13 protein-coding genes are annotated in these 18,376 nt (G+C 62.7%); all 13 read right to left on the minus strand.

What is annotated here, in order from left to right:
* Positions 1-10: 10 nt before the first annotated feature.
* Positions 11-1,588 carry a F0F1 ATP synthase subunit alpha gene (gene atpA, locus FJE54_RS14890; protein ID WP_180326759.1) on the minus strand — a complete coding sequence of 526 codons (1,578 nt, stop codon included), beginning with the start codon at positions 1,586-1,588 and terminating at the stop codon, positions 11-13.
* Positions 1,582-2,160 carry an ATP synthase F1 subunit delta gene (gene atpH / locus FJE54_RS14895; protein WP_139653574.1) on the minus strand — a complete coding sequence of 193 codons (579 nt, stop codon included), beginning with the start codon at positions 2,158-2,160 and terminating at the stop codon, positions 1,582-1,584. The genes atpA and atpH overlap by 7 nt, the downstream gene beginning before the upstream one ends.
* Entirely contained in the window at positions 2,150-2,767 is a 618-nt protein-coding gene (gene atpF, locus FJE54_RS14900) for a F0F1 ATP synthase subunit B (protein ID WP_139653575.1), read from the minus strand. Before atpF ends, atpH begins: the two co-directional genes overlap by 11 nt.
* A 57-nt stretch (positions 2,768-2,824) precedes the next feature.
* Positions 2,825-3,043 carry an ATP synthase F0 subunit C gene (gene atpE, locus FJE54_RS14905; protein WP_139653576.1) on the minus strand — a complete coding sequence of 73 codons (219 nt, stop codon included), beginning with the start codon at positions 3,041-3,043 and terminating at the stop codon, positions 2,825-2,827.
* A 92-nt stretch (positions 3,044-3,135) separates the two neighbouring features.
* Positions 3,136-3,921, minus strand: coding sequence for a F0F1 ATP synthase subunit A (gene atpB / locus FJE54_RS14910; protein ID WP_139653577.1), 786 nt, complete (start codon positions 3,919-3,921; stop codon positions 3,136-3,138).
* A gap of 20 nt (positions 3,922-3,941) precedes the next feature.
* Positions 3,942-4,223 (minus strand): hypothetical protein, encoded by a 282-nt coding sequence (locus FJE54_RS14915; protein ID WP_139653578.1) that lies wholly within the window; start codon positions 4,221-4,223, stop codon positions 3,942-3,944.
* A 437-nt stretch (positions 4,224-4,660) separates the two neighbouring features.
* Positions 4,661-5,140 carry a deoxycytidylate deaminase gene (locus tag FJE54_RS14920; protein ID WP_139653579.1) on the minus strand — a complete coding sequence of 160 codons (480 nt, stop codon included), beginning with the start codon at positions 5,138-5,140 and terminating at the stop codon, positions 4,661-4,663.
* Between the two features lie 85 nt (positions 5,141-5,225).
* A complete protein-coding gene (gene upp / locus FJE54_RS14925) occupies positions 5,226-5,870 on the minus strand; it encodes a uracil phosphoribosyltransferase (protein WP_139653580.1) in 645 nt (214 codons plus the stop codon).
* Positions 5,871-5,960: 90 nt separating this feature from the next.
* Positions 5,961-7,220 (minus strand): serine hydroxymethyltransferase, encoded by a 1,260-nt coding sequence (gene glyA / locus FJE54_RS14930; RefSeq protein WP_139653581.1) that lies wholly within the window; start codon positions 7,218-7,220, stop codon positions 5,961-5,963.
* A 285-nt stretch (positions 7,221-7,505) separates the two neighbouring features.
* On the minus strand, positions 7,506-8,096 hold the full coding sequence (locus tag FJE54_RS14935) for a hypothetical protein (protein ID WP_139653582.1): 591 nt from the start codon (positions 8,094-8,096) through the stop codon (positions 7,506-7,508).
* A 406-nt stretch (positions 8,097-8,502) separates the two neighbouring features.
* Positions 8,503-8,937, minus strand: a complete 435-nt coding sequence (gene rpiB / locus FJE54_RS14940; RefSeq protein WP_139653583.1) for a ribose 5-phosphate isomerase B — start codon at positions 8,935-8,937, stop codon at positions 8,503-8,505.
* A gap of 31 nt (positions 8,938-8,968) precedes the next feature.
* Positions 8,969-10,465, minus strand: coding sequence for a glycerol kinase GlpK (gene glpK / locus FJE54_RS14945; RefSeq protein WP_139653584.1), 1,497 nt, complete (start codon positions 10,463-10,465; stop codon positions 8,969-8,971).
* Between the two features lie 171 nt (positions 10,466-10,636).
* Positions 10,637-18,364, minus strand: coding sequence for an MBG domain-containing protein (locus FJE54_RS14950; RefSeq protein ID WP_139653585.1), 7,728 nt, complete (start codon positions 18,362-18,364; stop codon positions 10,637-10,639).
* Between the last annotated feature and the right edge of the window lie 12 nt (positions 18,365-18,376).

Raw genomic sequence — 18,376 nt, forward strand, 5'->3', positions numbered from 1 at the left:
TCTACCTGCCTTACGCCGAAGCCGAGGGCGAGAACTGGTTCTTGAACGACTCGATAGCGGCGTTCAGATCGGTCTCGATCGCTTCGGTGAATTTCTTCTCTTTCACGATGTTCTCGAAGATCTCCGAATGCGAAGCACGCAGGAACTCGAGCATCTCTCCGCGGAAGCGAACGACGTCGCTCACTTCGATATCGTCGAGATAGCCGTGACCGCCGGCATAGATGGCGACAGCCTGCTCCTCAACCGGCATCGGTGCGTAACGACCCTGCTTCAGAAGCTCGGTCATACGCGCACCGCGGTTCAGCTGATCGAGCGTCGCCTTGTCCAGATCGCTTCCGAACTGGGTGAACGCCTGGAGCTCGCGATACGATGCGAGGTCGAGGCGCAGCGAGCCTGCAACCTGCTTCATGGCCTTGATCTGAGCGGAGCCGCCCACGCGCGACACCGAGATGCCGACGTCGACCGCGGGACGCTGACCCTGATAGAACAGGTCGGTCACGAGGAAGATCTGGCCGTCGGTGATCGAAATCACGTTGGTGGGAATGTAGGCCGACACGTCGCCTGCCTGCGTTTCGATGATCGGAAGCGCGGTCATAGAACCGGAACCGTTCTCCTCGGACATCTTGACCGCACGCTCCAACAGGCGCGAATGCAGATAGAAGATATCGCCAGGATACGCTTCGCGTCCCGGAGGACGGCGCAGCGTCAACGACATCTGGCGGTAGGCCACAGCCTGCTTGGACAGATCGTCGTAGATGATGAGCACGTGGCGACCCGGGTTCTCGGCCGATGCCGGCTTGCCGTCTTCGCCGTTGTACATGAAGTACTCGCCCATGGCAGCACCGGCCATCGGCGCGATGTACTGCAAGGGAGCGGAATCGGAAGCCGAAGCGCTCACGATGATCGTGTTGTCCATGGCGTTGTAGCGCTCAAGGGTCTCGACGATGCCCGCAACGGTGGACGCCTTCTGACCGATGGCGACGTAGATGCAGATCATGTTCTGGTTCTTCTGGTTGATGATCGCATCGACCGCGATGGCGGTCTTGCCGGTCTGGCGGTCGCCGATGATGAGCTCGCGCTGGCCGCGTCCGATCGGGATCATCGAGTCGATCGCGAGGATACCGGTCTGCATGGGCTCGTGTACGGGCTGACGAGAGATAACGCCGGGAGCTTTGAACTCGACCGGGCGCATGCCGTCTGCCTTGATCGGGCCCTTGCCGTCGATCGGCATGCCGAGCGGGTTCACGACACGACCGAGCATGCCTTTGCCCGAGGGAACTTCTACGATACGGCCGGTCGTTTTGACCTGGTCGTTTTCCTTGATTGCGGTGACGTCACCGAGGAGCACGGCGCCGACTTCGTCCTCTTCGAGGTTCTGAGCCAAGCCGTAGACGACCTGTCCGTTCTGGCCGACGAACTCGAGAAGCTCGCCTGCCATAGCGTCCTTCAACCCGTCGACGCGCGCGATACCGTCGCCCACCTGGATGACGGTTCCGACCTCGCGCGATTCGACACTGGTATTGAGGGCATCGAGTTGCTTGCGCAGTGCCTCGTCAATAGACTTTGCGGTGATTTCAGTCACTAGCATTCACCTCCATCTGTTGATAGTTTTAGCACGTTGCGAGCGCTTTCGAGCTGCGACAGGACGCTTGCGTCGATGCGCTTGCCGTTTGCACTCATGATAACGCCGCCCAAAATGGACTTGTCGATGTGCTCGCGCAACACGACGTCGGTGCCCAGATCGGCTTCGGCTTTCTTGCGTATGACCTCGCGCAGGTTCTCGTCGAGGGGCACCACGGTCGTGACGTCCACTACGGCGATGTTCAGCTTGCTCTCGATCTGCTCCTCGTAGCTGTTCAGCACGCGAGGAAGCAGTGCGATGTCTCCGCGCTCCGCCATAACGGCCAGCACGTCCGCGAGCACCTTCTCGTAGGGGGCGAACACGCCCCGGGCGATCTCGATGCGCTGTTCGGGCGTGTAGGTCGTATCTTCCAGAGCGTTGGAAAGATCCATGTTCGAACGCATGAAGCCGACGATTTGCTCAGCTTGGTCGCGCACCTCGAGCACGGCGTCCTGTCCGCCCGCCTCCGCAGCAGCGTCCAGAAGGACGCTCGCGTAGGTGGCTACTTCTTCCTTGATGACAAGACGGTTAGTTGGCATTGAAACTACCTGCCTCGTTCACGTAGCGCTCGACGATCGCACGGTGCTCGTCGTCGTTGAGATCGCTACCGATCAAACGCGACGCAACGGCGATCGAGGTATCGGCGACCGAACTCTGAAGCTCCGCGATAGCGGCCTTCTTCTCTGATTCGATGGCGGCTTTCGCCTTCGCGATCATGTCGGTGGCTTCTTCCTGCGCCTTGGTGGTGATGTCGGCTTTCACCGATTCACCGGTTTTCTTTGCATCGGCAACGATCTGGGCTGCCTGCGTTTTCGCCTCGGCGAGTTGCTGCTTGTATTCCTCAAGCAAACGCTCGCTCTCGATGCGAGCGGCTTCGGACTTCTCAAGAGAATCCTTGATGGTCTTCTCACGCTTATCGAGCATTGCGGCGAAAGCGGGCCAACCGAGTTTACCCAGCACTACGCACAGGATGATGAAGCAGACGAGCATCGGGATGAACTCCGCCATATTGGGCAGAATCGCCGAGATGCCGCCTGACTCTTCCTCAGCTGCGAGCGCGAGCGCGGGAAAAGCAACAGACATGCCGCTGACAGCGAGTGTTACCGCACCCGTGCGAGCTATTGCTTTTTTCGCTCCTGCTTTCACTTGCTTTCCTCCTTAAAGCCTTTTTCTACGGCTAGATTTCCGAATAAAGGCCAAAGGTTAGACGATGAACGCGAGAACGAAGCCGATCAGGCCGAGGGCTTCAGCAAGGGCTGCGCCGATGATGAAGTTCGTGAACAGACGTCCCTGCAGTTCGGGCTGGCGGGCGGTAGCCATGCAGCAGCCGTAGCAGGCGATGCCGATGCCCAGGCCAGGCCCGAGCGTTGCGAGGCCGTAGCCCACGAGTTTCAGCGCCGCAAGTCCAAGTGTAATTTCCACAATTTCCTCCTTTAACCGTCTTTGAGTCTGCTCTCAAAAACACTTAGCAACTTATTTTCGACCAGCAGTGGAAGTGCCGGCGAAACCCAATCTTAGTGGTCCGACGTAGCCAGACCGATGTACACTGCGCTCAGGATGGTGAACACGTAGGCCTGCAAGAAGGCCACGAGCACCTCGAGGGCGTACATGCACAACAGAAACGCAACCCAGCCGATGGCCGGAAGAGCGGTGACGAAATCGGCGTTCACAATGGCGGCGTTGATAAAGACGCTCGTCGCGAGTGCGAAGATGCCGAGCACCATGTGGCCTGCGAACATATTGCCGTAGAGTCGGACGGCAAGGGTGAGCGCACGCAGGATCGTCGAGAAGAGCTCGAGGAACCACACGACCGGCACCATGACGACGGGCAGGCCCGACGGGGCGAACGACTTGATGTAGCCCAAGCCCCCCTTGGTCTTGAAGCCCCAGTAATTGAAGTACACAAACGAGATGATGGCGAGCGCCCACGTGACACTGATCGAGCCGGTCGGCGTTTTGCAACCGGGGATCAGGCCTACGAAGTTGCTGATGAGGATGAAGAAGAACAGGGTTGCGAGAAACGGAATGTGCTTCTTGTAGCCGTGCCCGATGGGATCTTCGCCCATGTCTTTGCGGACGAACTGATAGCCGTACTCGACCATGTTGACGAACTTGTTGTTGGGAACGAGCGTGAGCCTCTTCGAGGCCGCCAGAACCACCACAACCGTGAGGATGAGACAGATGATCATCCAAAAGGTGTACTGAGTGAGACCGAACGCACCCGACCCGACGATGTAAGCCGAGTCGAACGAATGCACTAGATGTTCGGCTCCCTTAGAGAGTTCTGCAAGAGCGTCCACGTATCAACCCTTTCCTCGTTTTACTTCCGAACCAACTTGTACGCGCCGAATGCGATGGCGGAGGCGCTCAAAGCGACGACTTCCGCGAGGGCAAACGGCAAAACTGCATCGCGGGCTCCCACGATGCAGACGATCAGCGTTCCGATGAGCAGCACAAACGAACCGAACACCCCGAGAAGCAATGCGCCTGCGTGACCGATGTTGCTGGTCGGCGTAGCCTTTCGGGCGAGTCTCAAGCCGGCTATCAAGGGTAAGAACCCGAGAACCCCGCATACCGCCCCGAGCACGATCGGAAGTATCATATCCTGCTTTCTACCTAGAAACTCATACAAGTCATACAAAACCATCAGTATGGTAACGGAACTTCAACAAGCTTCCGCGAGAAAGCGGCGAAAATGAAGAAAAAACTTGGTAAATGGAGCCGGTTGATGAGAAAAACTGAATAAAGCTGCACGCATAAGCCTGCGATATGCGAAAACGCCGCACCGTTTCTGCATAAAATCAATCTGAAACCGGATCAAGGTGCAACCGTTCGCCGACAGGCTCGCACGGTCGCACCTCGGAATCGATGGAACCGCAACCGCCCGCCGACAGGTTCTGCACGGTCGCGCCACGATGCTGCAAAGAGCTCAGCGCCCGAAACGGAGAAGTCCGGTCGCGCGCGGCCGCTCCCGAATCCGGGGTCGAAACCGCACGCCAGCTCGGCTTCCCGCTCGGTCGCGCTTTGGTCTCGCGATCCCTAGCGTTCGAACACCCGGATTGCGATGCCCGACTCTTCGAGCATCGACATGGCGAGCTCGTCGGGATAGGGGTTCTGATACACGATTTCCTCGATACCCGCATTGATGAGCATCTTGGCGCACACGACGCACGGTTGCGTAGTGATGTAGATCGAAGCGCCGGTTATATTGATGCCGTAGCGGGCAGCTTGGATGATAGCGTTCTGCTCGGCATGGAGCCCGCGGCATATCTCGTGGCGCTGGCCGCTCGGGACGCCGAGCTCGGCGCGGAGGCAGCCCGTCTCCTTGCAGTGGCGAAGCCCCGTGGGTACGCCGTTGTATCCCGTAGCGAGGATGCGGCGGTCCTTTACGATAATCGCCCCCACCCCGCGGCGCATGCACGTGGTGCGCGTGGCAACCTCGGTCGCGAGCTTCATGAAGTACTCGTCCCACGAGGGACGCTCGTCGGCGTCGAGAGGATGGTCGATGTGATCGGTCATGTGCGGATTCCCTTTCTAGCAGGTACGGTAGATGCTCGGCGCTTCGCACCGTCGAGCATCTACCGCTCGACGAACAGCGGGCGCGCTACTTCGTTCCGAAGATACGGTCGCCCGCATCGCCGAGACCCGGCACGATATAGGCTTCGTCGTTGAGGTGATCGTCGATGGCGCACGTAAATATCTGCACGTCGTCGTCTGAAGCGAGCACCGCCTCTATCCCGACAGGGGCCGCCACGATCACCATGAGCTTGATCGTGCCCGCCACGCCGCGCTTGCGCAGGTACCCGATGGCAGCCGTGGCCGATCCGCCCGTAGCGAGCATGGGATCGACGACGATGACCTCGCGCTCGGCGATGTCTTCGGGAAGCTTCGCGTAGTACTCGACCGGCTCATGCGTCTCCTCGTTGCGGTACATGCCCAGATGTCCCACGCGCGCTGCGGGCATAAGCTCCTGCACGCCTTCGACCATACCGAGCCCGGCGCGCAGAATCGGCACGATGGCAAGCTTCTTGCCGCTCACCTTCTTGCACGTCGTCTTGCACAGAGGCGTTTCGACCTCGACGTCGGCGAGCGGAAGGTTGCGCGTTGCCTCGTAACCCTCGAACAAGGCGAGCTCCTTGATGAGTTCGCGGAACTTCTTCGAGGACGTCTCTTTGTCGCGCAGGATAGAGAGCTTGTGCTGCACCATCGGATGGTCGACAAGCGTCACGCGTTCGTATTCGGTGGCCATGGCGGAGATTCCCTTTCGTCGGATCGGACAATCGGCAGGACGCATCGCATCGAGCCGCCCGAAGCGTTGGCATTCGGACGGCACATTTTCCTATGCGTGCTGGTATTCAGGATACAGCGGATGCGCGTCGAGCATGGCGTTTACCTTCGAGCGCACGTCGGCGAGCATCGCGTCGTCTTCGGCGTGGAACACCGTGGTTGCGATGAGCTGGCCTACCTGGTAGAAGTCTTCGGCAGTGAAACCGCGGGTAGTGGCAGCTGCCGAACCCACGCGGATGCCGCTTGTGACAAACGGCGAGCGGGGCTCGTTGGGAATGGAGTTCTTGTTCACCGTGAGGCCCACGGTCTCAAGGAGCTTTTCGGCATCCTTGCCCGTTACATCGGCGGGCGTGAGGTCTACGAGGCACAGATGGTTGTCGGTACCGCCCGACACGAGGCGAAGGCCCCCGTCGATCATACCCTCGCCGAGGCGCTTGGCGTTCTCGACCACGTGCTCGATGTAGGTTGTGTACTCGGGGCGCAGCGCCTCGCCGAACGCGACCGCCTTGCCGGCGATCACGTGCATGAGCGGGCCGCCCTGTGCGCCGGGGAATACGGCTTTGTCGACCTTCTTCGCGATATCCTCGTCGTTGGTGAGAATGAAACCGCCGCGCGGGCCGCGCAGCGTCTTGTGGCTTGTGGACGTGACGATATCGGCATAGGGCACCGGGCTCGGATGGGCTCCGGTAGCAACGAGGCCCGCGATATGCGCCATGTCGACCATGAAGTACGCGTCGACCTCTTTGGCGATGGCGGCCATACGCTCGAAGTCGATCGTGCGCGGGTATGCCGAAGCGCCGCCCACGATGAGCTTGGGGCGGACCTCCTTCGCAATGCGCAGCACGTCGTCGTAATCGATCGTTTCGGTTTCGGGATCGAGGCCGTAGGCGGCGAAGTTGTAGAACTTGCCCGAGAAGTTCACCGGCGAGCCGTGGGTGAGGTGTCCGCCCTGGTCGAGACTCATGCCGAGGACGGTGTCGCCGAGCTCGATGACGGCGGTGTACGCGCCGAAGTTCGCGTTCGCACCCGAATGGGGTTGCACGTTGGCGAAGCCTGCCCCGTAGAGTTCGCATGCGCGCGACCGGGCGATGTCCTCGACGATATCGACCTTCTCGCAGCCGCCATAGTAGCGCTTGCCGGGATACCCTTCAGCGTATTTGTTGGTAAGGACGCTGCCGACCGCCTCCATGACCGCCGGCGACGTGAAATTCTCCGATGCGATCAACTCCACGCTGCCGCGCTGCCGCGCCAGCTCCTGCGATATGGCATCGGCAACCTGTGGATCTTCCTTCGAAACGTAAGACAGCGGCATTGCCCGCACCCCTTTCAACGTATGCGACAAAATGGTTTTTCACATGCTAGCACAACGTGCGCCCGCTCGCGCCAGACGAACGAAAAAGGGCCGATCCATCAAGCGGATCGGCCCCTGGCCTTCGGGATGCGCAGATGCATTCGCTCTGCGGTGCGCGCGAATGCCGTCCCACCACGCACGGTTCGCCGAGCCCGGACCATCATCGACCGGATGAGGCAGCAACCCTTTGCGTGCGCTTCGGCACCGCTTCGCACGCACGCGAACGTCGGCGAAACCCCTTGCGTGCTACAGCGCGCCTCCGGCGAACGCCTCGCTCAGCGCGGTGTCGAACCCGGCGCCCGGCTCCCAGGTGTTGCCGTTGAGCGCATAGGGAAGATCGACCGTGTTGGTCTCGAGCGGAGCTTCGCCGAGCGACTCCATGAGCATGGTGCCCATCTGCAGGTTCAGCTCTTCCATCGGCTTGCTCATGGCCTCGGTGTCCTCGGTGAGCGCGGTCACCTTGTCCATGAAGATGGTCATGCCCTCCATGAGCGATTTGCAGGTGATGGTGACCGTGGCGGTGGCGTTTTCGCCGTCGACCGTCACGTTGTCGACCGAGTAATCGAAGCCCTCGAGCCACGTGCGGCAGAACTCTTCCATGTCGATGCCGTACTCGTCGAGCCCCGCATCGGCGGCGCCGGCGCCGGCCATGATCTCGTCGAGCGCAGCCTGGTCGAGGTTCTTGATGCTCTCAAGCTCCTCGGTGACGCCCTTGCGGATGACGTCCTCGGCGGATTCTCCCCCGCACGCGGTGAGCCCGACGAGCATCGTGGCCGACAAAGCGGCGGTAAGCGCGAGCATCGCCCACTTTGTCAGATGTTTCGTTGCAGTTTTCACTGTCCCTCCTCAATAACCGTACCTATCTACCGTGCCCAGTATACAAGAAGTCATGGACGAGGTCGCGAAATTAACCAAGTTTTGCTACTTGATATATAACACATTAGATAAGACTTCGAAAACGGCGCCGTCGACAACAATCGTGCCATTTGGCATTATCTTTGACAAGGATAATTTGGAGGTTTGAGAGGTGCGAGCCTCCGAACAGGCATGATGCGCGCATGCCCTTAACACGGCGAAATCGAGTGAGCCGCATAGGACAAAGATCGTGCCAAATGGCACGATTGTTGCTCCGTACACGAGACGGAATCCTGCGGCACGGCTTGACCCGCGCATTCCGAGGGCCGCGGTCGCGTGCCGCGCCCAACCCGGGCTTACCGCGCAGCGAGGCTTGGCGATGCCGGCGTTAATCGAGCTCCATGATCTTCGCGACGCGGCCCGCGTGGCGCCCTCCACCGAAATCGGTGGAGAGGAACGCGTCGAGAATCCGCTCGTTCACCTTAAGATCGACGAACCTGCCCGAAAGCGCGATCACGTTCGCGTCGTTGTGCTCGCGGCAGAGAACCGCGAATTCGGCATCCACGATGTTCGCCGCGCGGATGCCGGGCACTTTGCCCGCCGCCATGGCCATGCCGATGCCGGTGCCGCACACGAGCACGCCGCGCTCGGCGCGACCCTCGGCTACGTCGCGGGCGACGAGGGCGGCGTAGTCGGGATAGTCCACACGGTCGTCGTTATCGGGACCGCGGTCGGCGACGTCGTGGCCGCGCGAAACGAGGTAGTCGACCAGCTGCTGTTTCTGTTCGAATCCCGCATGATCGCTCGCTATCGATATCTTCATCGCACACCCTTTCGTTTCGATACCGTCGGCCTTACGCCGCGCGCGTGCGGGCCACGGCCTCGTGCCAGCCCTCGATGAGCGCGACGCGCGCAGGTTCGGGCATGTCGGGCGAAAACGACGTGTCGCCCGTCCGCCTGTCGCACAGCTCGCCGGTGCTCTTCCAGAACCCCGTGCGCAGACCCGCCAAGTACGCGGCTCCCAGCGCCGTCGTCTCCGTATTCTGAGGGCGCGCAAGCGGCGTGCGCAAGAGATCGGACTGGAACTGCATGAGAAAATCGTTTGCCGACGCTCCCCCGTCCACATTGAGCACGCGCATCCGCTTGCCGGCATCGGCCTCCATGGCGCACGCGAGGTCGTGCACCTGGTATGCGAGGGATTCAAGAGCCGCCCGCACCACGTGCGCCTTCGTCGTTCCCCGCGTGAGGCCGAAGATCGCGCCGCGCGCATCGGCATCCCAGTACGGAGCGCCGAGGCCCGTGAACGCGGGTACGATGTAGACCCCGCCCGTATCGCCCACGCTGCGGGCGAGCGCTTCGGTTTCCTCGGCGGCGTCGATGAGGCCGAGTTCGTCGCGGAGCCACTGCACGAGTGCGCCGGCCACGAACACGCTGCCCTCGAGCGCGTATTCGGTATGGCCCACCCCCGGCGCCGAAGCCGCGATGGTGGTGACGAGGTTGTTTCTCGAGGCGCACGCCTCGGCCCCGGTGTGCATGAGCAGAAAGCAGCCGGTGCCGTAGGTGTTCTTCGCCTCGCCCGCCGCGTAGCAGCACTGGCCGAACAGCGCCGACTGCTGGTCGCCCGCCACGCCCGCAAGCGGAATGCCTCCGAAGATGCCGGGGTGGGCGGTCTCGCCGAAGAACGAGGAAGAGGGCTTCACCTCGGGAAGCATCGAGGCCGGAACGTCGAAGAGCTCGCACAGCCACGGATCCCAGCACCCTTTGTGGATGTCGAAGAGCATGGTGCGGCTCGCGTTGGTGACGTCGGTTGCGTGCACCTTGCCGTAGGTGAGCGACCAGACTAGCCAGCTGTCCACCGTGCCGAACGCGAGTCTGCCCGCGAGCGCCGCCTCCCGGGCGCCGGGCGTGTTGTCGAGGATCCACTTGATCTTGCTCGCGGAGAAGTACGCGTCGGGCACAAGCCCGGTCGAGGCGGTGATGCGCTCGGCTACGGCGGGATCGGAGCACAGCTCATCGATGATGGGAGCCGTGCGGCGGCACTGCCACACGATGGCGTTTCCCACGGGGACCCCGGTTTCGCGGTCCCACACGATCGTGGTCTCGCGTTGGTTGGTGATGCCGATGCTGTCGATCTCGTCGGGCCCCACATCGCGCGAGACGAGCAGCTCGGTCAAAGCCGCCATCTGCGACGAGAGGATGTCCTGCGGATTGTGCTCGACCCAGCCCGGCTGCGGGTAGATCTGCTCGAAGGGATGCTGCGCCATAGCGACAAGCCGGCCTTGGCGGTCGAACAGGATGGCGCGCGATGAAGTCGTGCCCTGGTCGAGCGCGACGACGTATTTCTTCGGCATGGCGGTCAGCCTTTCGGTCCGGGAGACGATGCGTCCATGATAGGCCAAACGAAAGCGGAAGCGCAACCGGCGGACCGCACGGACATGCCGACGACCGGCGGGAAACGACAGCGCAGACATCCGGAGAACGGCGGCGCAGAAGGCGGCCGCGCGGGCCTTGCCGGCGGGTGGCTACCTCCTTTCGCGCGTGCGGCGCGCTCTCTGCACGAGGGCGATCGCCGCGAGCGCGGCGGCGGCGAGCGCGGTTGCGGCCGACGCGGCGAACGGCAGGCACGCGGCGTCGCCGGTCGAAGGCGTTGCGGCCCCCTCCCGACGCTCGCCCGACGACGGTGGGTCGGAAGCGGGCGGCAGCGGGATCGCGGCTTCCGGCTTTTCCGCGAACACGGCGGACACCGTCACGTCCTCGTCCGGCATGACGAACGAGCCTTTCTCGACCGCGCGGCCGTTCGCGCGAACCTCCTCAAGCTCGTAACCCTCGTCGGGCACGGCGGCCACGACGACGGTCTCGCCCTTGACGGCCTGCGTCTTGTCCACGGCGAGCGTGCCGTGCTCGGGCGCCTCGACCGTGATGGTGCGCAGGATGTCGTAGGCCGGCGCGTAGGTGCTGAACATGTCGCTCGCGAACACGCGCGCGCCGTCGGCGCGGACGGCCACGCCAAGCGCATCGGCCGCGCCGCCGTGCACGCGCAGCATGCACTCGTTGGCGTGGTCGAGCCCGTCGTCGGGAAACGCCATGGAGAACACGATGGGCTGCTCGGTCACCTCGACGACGACCCGCCTGACGAGCGATCCGTGGCCGTTCTTCTCGAATACGTCGATCGAAAGCTCGATGGAGAAGCACTCGCCCAGCACGCTTTCGCCCGCCGCTTGAAGCAACAGGGCGCGCTCGGCCTCGGCCACCTCGCCGTCCGCCAAAGGCGCGATGGCGAGCGTGACGCGCGCGACCTGGTTGTCTTCGAGCAAAGGTAGGTCAAAGGGGTTGATGGCCGCAAGCAGGTTCGACGTCTCGACGGCGAACCCCGTCTGGTTGTCCACCACGGCGGTCGCCCAACCGGTGCACATGAGCATGATGGTGGCGCTGTCGCTCGCCGTCTGCCCGTACGCGGTCACCTTGATGCGCGCCGACTTCACGCCGGGCGCGATCACAAGCCGCGTGCCCTCGATCTGCACCGCATCGGCCGGCGCCGCGCCGCCGTCGAGCATCGCGACCTCGAGCGCTTCCAGCTTGACGCGGTCGTCGGCCAGCACGCCGCCCACCTGGGGCGTGAGGGTAAGCGCCGTCGCGCCGCCTTCGCCGGGGACGAGCGCCGCAGCGTAATCGGCCTCGTCCCGGCCCACGTAGACGGCGCTGCGCGGCGAGCTTTCCCCCTCGACGTCCAACAGCAGGTCGCTGATGCTCACCGTGTCGCTGGAGCCGGAAACGGAGAACGTCCAATCTCCCTCGGCCAAGCCGTTAAACGGCTTGCCGTACGTTTGCGTGAACAGCGTGCCCGGCCCGCAGGTCACCGTGTAGGTGCCGTACGGCTCGAACGCGTCGGGCAGACGCAGCTTCACCGTTTTCCCGTCGTCGGAAACCCTCACCCGCAAAGCGCCCACGTTGAGCTTCGCGAACTCGGTTTTGTTCGCATCCGTTATCGTGAAGTACCCGCGCCCCTTCTCGATCGGCTGATCGAACGAAAGCGTAAGCACGGTGTTTGCCGGGTCGTGGTACTGCTCGCCGTGCGCAGGGGAAAGCGAGGTCACCGTAAGCGGCTTGGTGAACAGGTTGAAGCTCGTCTGCGCCGCCGAGGTGTAGGCGCCGGTGGCGGATTTCTTCACCATGAGCGCGAGGTCCACGGTGCGCGGCGCGTCGTCGCTCGTGTACGAGAGCGAGGAATGCCACGTGGCTCCCCCGTCGTCGGACACGAGGTCGTAGCCGTCCCGGCCGTCCGGCGCGACGGTCACCTCGCCCACGTACCACTCGTCGTGGCCGCCATCTCCCTTCTGGCCGCTCACGGTGAAGCGGCCGTCGGCACTATCCTGCTTCACGGTAAGCGTGCCGGGGGTGGTCGCGATCTCGTAGTTGTTGTCGGTTGCGGCGGTGAACTCGATGGGATAGGCGCCCACACCGGAGGTCGCGTCGGCCGCACAGGCAAGCTCCACCGCGTCGAGCACGTCGGTCTTCTCACCGTTAACCAGCCCCTCGGCCGCGTACGTGAGCTCCGGGTTCTCCTCGCCCACCAGGCGCGTCTTGTTCTCGGCTGTAAGCGCGAGCGGCGCTTTGCGAATGGTCTGGTAATAGACGTGCGTCGAGGGTTCGAGATCCGGGTTCTCCTCGACGTTCACCCTCGTGTTGACATGATAGGACCCTGCATTCACGGGCGGCGTTTCCGATTCCTCGTACACCGTGCCGCTGGAGCCCGCATACGTGACGGTGCACGTGGGCGGTGCGGTTTCCACTCCCTCGCAGAGCGACGGTATTACCGTAGCCGCATGCTGCGTGCCGTCGTATGTGACATCCAGGTTCGATACATCGAGTTTTACCGAATACCCCATGGTGCGGAAATGGGCCCTGCCCGGCCCGAGCGGCTCGCTCACCGCGCCCGCCGTGCTGCACACGGGGCCCACCCCTTGCGTGAGGATGTCGATTTCGGCGTTGGGCAGCAACGGCGCTATGAGGAAGTCGATATCGCTGGAGCCAACCTTGAGCAACCGGTCCTGTTCCTCTTTTTGAGCGTCCTCGATCGGATCGATGGTGTAGGAAAGCTCTCCGTTCACATACACCAGAAACACGCCGCCGCCCTCTTGCATCAGCTCAATCGTATTGCCCCAAACAAGTTCAGGCACCAGCTCGGGCATCTGGGTGCCCGAAGGCGTATAGGTATACGCAAGCGGTTTACCGTAGTTGAAGGTGACGCTTCCGCTATCCGACGTTGCCCCCGTCTGGGAATTCTTCAACGTGAAGGACACCTTGTGGTTCGCCGTGTCCTTGTCGAGCTCGACGACGAGGGCTTTCTCCCAATCCTGATCGGTTTTTATCAAGTCGTAGCCGTTCGTCGGGGTGATGGTCACTGGCCCGATGAGCCAATCTTCATGGCCGTTTGCGCCCTTCGCCGCATACGCGAGGTCGTAGTGGCCCTCGATAGGTTCCCGCACGTTATGCAGCTGTCCGTAGGGGCTTCCGGCATCGGTGATTTCGTAGTTGTTGTCGCTCGCATGAGAGAGCGTGATATCGTAATCTCCGAGGGAGCTCGGGCTGTAGTTCAGGCAGCGCCACACCACCTCGTCCAGACACGATTCGTCGTCGGTGCCGAGCAGTCCATAGGCCGTAAACGTGACCTCGTCCAGAGAGAACTCTTCCATGTACTGGGCGTTCGCGTCGTTCGCCCTCACGGTGAGGGGCGCCTTCGTGATGTGCATCTCGGCGTATTCCAAACGGTAGCCCACCGCTACGCCCGGGTCGGTGAACCTCAGCAGCACCAGATACTCGCCTACGTCTTTGGGGCACCCGCGGTTGAGCGAGGTCGGCGCCGCGAACGGCGTGGCGGCCCTCGTGCTCACCATGCGGGCGGCAAGCGCGGTCTTCTCCGCATACCCGATCGCCTCGTAGGTCGCCCCGTTGTAGAGCGACTCATGGTAGGCGATGGGAAACCCGGTGTACACGTACGAGGCAACCACGTCGACCTTCTGGTCGTAGGGCTCGACCACCTCCTCGCTCGACCAATCCGTGTTGCGCAGGTCGAGGGAGGGGTAATACGCCGTGTAGTACACGTTCTGGTCGCCGTCCCCGATGTGCGCGCTTCCCGACGGCTTGGTCCGCCAGACGCCGTCTTTGTTGAGCGCGGTCATCTTGCCCGCGGCCTCGAGCGCATCGTCGCCGGTCATGTTGGCCGTTGAAAGCCCTGCGATGGTGTTGGCCTGAAGGTACGCGTCGTCGAACACCTGCGAAGAATCGCTGCAGATGAGCGCAGGGCTTCCGCAGAAGAGGTTGAAGTACAAACGCTTGAATTCCGCACTGATTTTCACGCTTGCATCCACCAGCGCGATACCCGCGCGGTTCACCTGCGAGCCGGGGGGCACCGTGCTTATGAAGTTGCCTGCGAAGAAGCTTTGCTGCAGCTTGAAGACGCCCTGCGGATTAATGTCGTTCTGAGCGTACCCCACAAGGCCGCCCGCATTGAACGTCTGCGTTTTATTCTGCGCCCCCGTGCAGCGGATGTCGCCGACGAAACTGCAATTGGAAACGTCGAGGTGCCAACAGTCGGCAAGACCCACCAAACCACCCGCGGTGTACCCGCCTCCATCGCTCATCGTTTCGGCGGACAGCGCCACATCGGCTTGCACCATGCACGAAGCAAGGGATGCCGAACCCATCACGGTGCCCACCAGCCCGCCGACACGAATATGCCCGGTCACGGTACTTGCGGCAGAGGTGAAGCAGTTCTGTATCCTGCACTCGCTGCTTCCCTTGTCAACCGAGCCGAGCAGCCCGCCCACGTAGTCTTTGCCCGTCACGCTCCCCCTGTGAGAACTTTCCCGTATTTCCATACGACCTTGCCCTTGCGGAACGCAACCGACCAGGCCGCCGGCCTTCCAGCTGCCGCTCACCGTGCCGTAGCTGCTGCAGTTGTCCACGATGGCGTTCTCCCCCGCAAGACCCGCGATCCCGCCCGTGCACTGGCCGCCATTCGTCACCGTTCCTCTGTTTTCGCTATACTGCACGAACCCGTACAGCTCGCCGGCGATGCCGCCGACGTTCGCGGCGTTACCGGTGTCGGTATCGCCGCGCACCGTGCCGTAGTTGATGCAGAAGATGCCCTGTTTCGTTGTATCTTCCGAGCTCTGGGGCACGTAGCTCACGCCCACAATGCCGCCGACCGTGCGGCTTCCCGCAACCACGCCGTCGGTTTGGTTGGCGCAGTTGTCGATGGTTGTATTCACATTGCCCATCGCGCGACCCACGATGCCGCCGGTGTAGGCACTGCTACCGCCGTCGACAGTGGCATTGTTCATACACCAGATAACGCTTGCATTCATGCCGTCCACCACAGCGGCGATGCCTCCGACCGCGGCATCGGGGCCACCGTCAAGCGTGATGTCGACCAGGTTCGTGCAGCGGTACAGCGTCCCCCCGTTGAGCACCAGGTGGGCGAAAGCGCCCACGTCACCCGTGGAGGCCGCGCTGGAGCGAATGGAGCCGTCCAGCTTGAGCCGCATCACGCGCCCGTTAAGGGTTTTTATCAGGCCGTGCTCGGAATCGATGTCGGTGATGGTGTTGTCCAGGCCGTCCAACATGCCGGAAAATTCGCCCTCGCCGCCCAGCCACGGAAGCGGGGCGCCCTGCATGCTGATGTCGTTGGCCAACACGTAGCAGCCTTGAGAATTGTTCTCGACGCGCTTGAGATCGTCTGCAGTGGTCAGGTTCTCGAACAGCTTATAGCACACCTCGTCGCGCTCCGGGATGCCGAAATCGTGCATGAGAATGCTCGGGTAGTTCACCTTGTACGGCTCGCTCAGTTGCGTAAACTCCGTGATCATCGGATAGAGAAAGCGATAGGTTCTCTCCTGATCCGTCGGCTCGGCCTCGGCTTTGAAGCTCCACGATGTCCACTCGCTGCCGAGCTCTTCTGCAAGCTCATCGCCGACCATCGTCACCGTCGTGCGTCCCTCGATATTGCGGTCGTACGCTTGGCTGACCTTATGGCTGCCGAACGGGGGAAGGTCGCCCGTGAAATCGGTGTTGTAGTACAGGTCGTGCATCCAGCTGATAGAACTGGAGTCGTTGCGTATACCCACGAGCGCGCCAAGGTTCTGCTCGTCTCCGCCCCACCCCAGCACCCGTCCGGTGCTATAGGAAAAGGAGACGGCGTTGGTGGCCATCAGTCCGCTCGAGTCACCCACGAGGCCACCCGCCCCGTTGTTGCCCGTGACGTCGCCGGTGTTGTAGCACGAGGACACGGCGACCTCGGCCTCGCCCACGACGCCGCCTACCCGGTCGTCACCGGTGACGGTGCCCTCGTTGAACACAAGCTCGACGAGGTGCCCTTCAGCGCGACCCACGACGCCGCCAACTACATCCCCGTCGTCGCCGCCCGGTATGTCGTCATTGATGTCGCCTTTGACCTCGCCGTAGTTGCCCGCCACCGCGAACGCGTGGTCGAGGCCGATGTTCACCTTGAAGTTGACCTGGGACGCCGTGGTCCTACCCACAACACCGCCAACCATCGAGTTGCCCAATACGCACCCGTAGTTGAACACGTACCCGGCGTTGCCGAATTTGGAATTGAGGCCGATGACGCCGCCCACCTCTTCATCGCCGGTCACCTCGCCGTGGTTGATCAGGTTCTTCGCGCCGCAGTTGTTGAGGCCGATGACGCCGCCCACCTGTTTTGCACTTCCCGTGACCTTTCCGTAGTTCGTGCAGTCGGTCACGTAGCAGTCTACGCTGAATTCCGCGCCCACCTCGCCCACGATGCCGCCCACGCGGTGCTGGCCGCTCACGGCGCCGTAGTTGACGCAGTTGGTAACGGTGTTCTTCCCCTCCATCTCGCCCACGACGCCCGCCGTTCTGCCCGCGGCCTTCGCGGTGACGGTGCCTTTGTTGACGCAGTTCACCATGGTGGCGGCATCTTCCATTCTGCCCACGACGCCGACCACGCGGTTATCGTTGTCGGGCTGATCGGCATCGGGGAACCACACCTCGCCGTAGTTGGTGCAGTTTTCAACCCGCACAGTGTCGTGCACGCCGATCGCGATGCCCGCCATTTCACCCGCGGAATCGTCGCTTGCGGCAATGCGCCCGTAGTTTTCGCAGTTCGTGAGCGACCCGTTGCCGCTCACGTATTCCACGATGCCGGCGCAGCGGTGTCCCGTGTCGTTGCCGACCGCCGCGCGGTTCACGCACCCGTCGATGGTTCCCGTGCCTTCCCCGACGAGGCCCACGGAAGTGCTCGCCGCTATAACGCTGGCTTCGTCGGTTGTGCAGTTCTCAACCCGGCCGTAGTTGTATTTCACCAGACCCACGGCGTCGTGACCGTTGTTGTTGCTGTCGAAGTGCGATTCATCCATGTTCCCCGTGACGACGCACCCTTTCAGGTGGACGCTGCGCACCACCCCGTCGTTCGTTTCGGCCAGTCCGTAGGCGTTTTCGGCGCTGGTCATGCTGCCCGTCAGCGTCAGGTTCTGCACGACGCTTCCGGAACTCAGGTGATAGAACAGCGTCGCCAGCACGTAGTGCCACTTCGGCTGGTTGTGATCCCGGGCCTGCGACAGGTCTTCAGTGACGTTCAGATTGAACCGGAGCGTCTTGTTGTTGCCGTCGAATTTGCCGGTGAACGTCGCGGGGTAGGCTTGGTCGGTGGGCACGCCGATGGGGCGAAAGCCCGCCGGCAGCTCGATGCCGCTGTCGGGAACGGAATCGGCCAGGAAGTAGTTCGCATCGAGCGGGTAGGCCGCGTCCGCGCCGATCTTGGCCAGCTCCTCGCCCGAGGCGATGGGGATGGCCGAGAGCACGCCGTAGCCTTCGCCGAAATCGTGCTGTACGGGCGTCGGTGCGGACAGGTCGCGCACGGTGACATCGCTCGAAGAGCCGTTTGCGGGGACAGGTGCGGAGTCGGGCGCGGGGGCGCTCGGCTGCGAGTCGTCCTCGGGCTGCGCGCCCGGATCGGGGGCGGAGCCGTCAGCCGGCTGGTCTCCCTGCGGCTGGCCGCCGACCGGCGGGGTGGCAGCATCGTGCTGCGGCTGCCCATCGGCGGCGGGGGTATCCTGCGGATCGGGCGCGGGGGTGTCGGCGGGTTGGTTCTGGCCTTCCTGCACAGGCTGCGGATCGACCGGCTCGACCGCAAACGAGGCCGAGGGCACCAGGGCCGCCACCATCGCACAAGCGGTGAATGCCGCTATGAAGCGCCGTGTTCTATCCATCGCGCTACCCTT

The sequence above is a fragment of the Raoultibacter phocaeensis genome (assembly GCF_901411515.1).
In the GTDB taxonomy this organism is placed as follows: domain Bacteria; phylum Actinomycetota; class Coriobacteriia; order Coriobacteriales; family Eggerthellaceae; genus Raoultibacter; species Raoultibacter phocaeensis.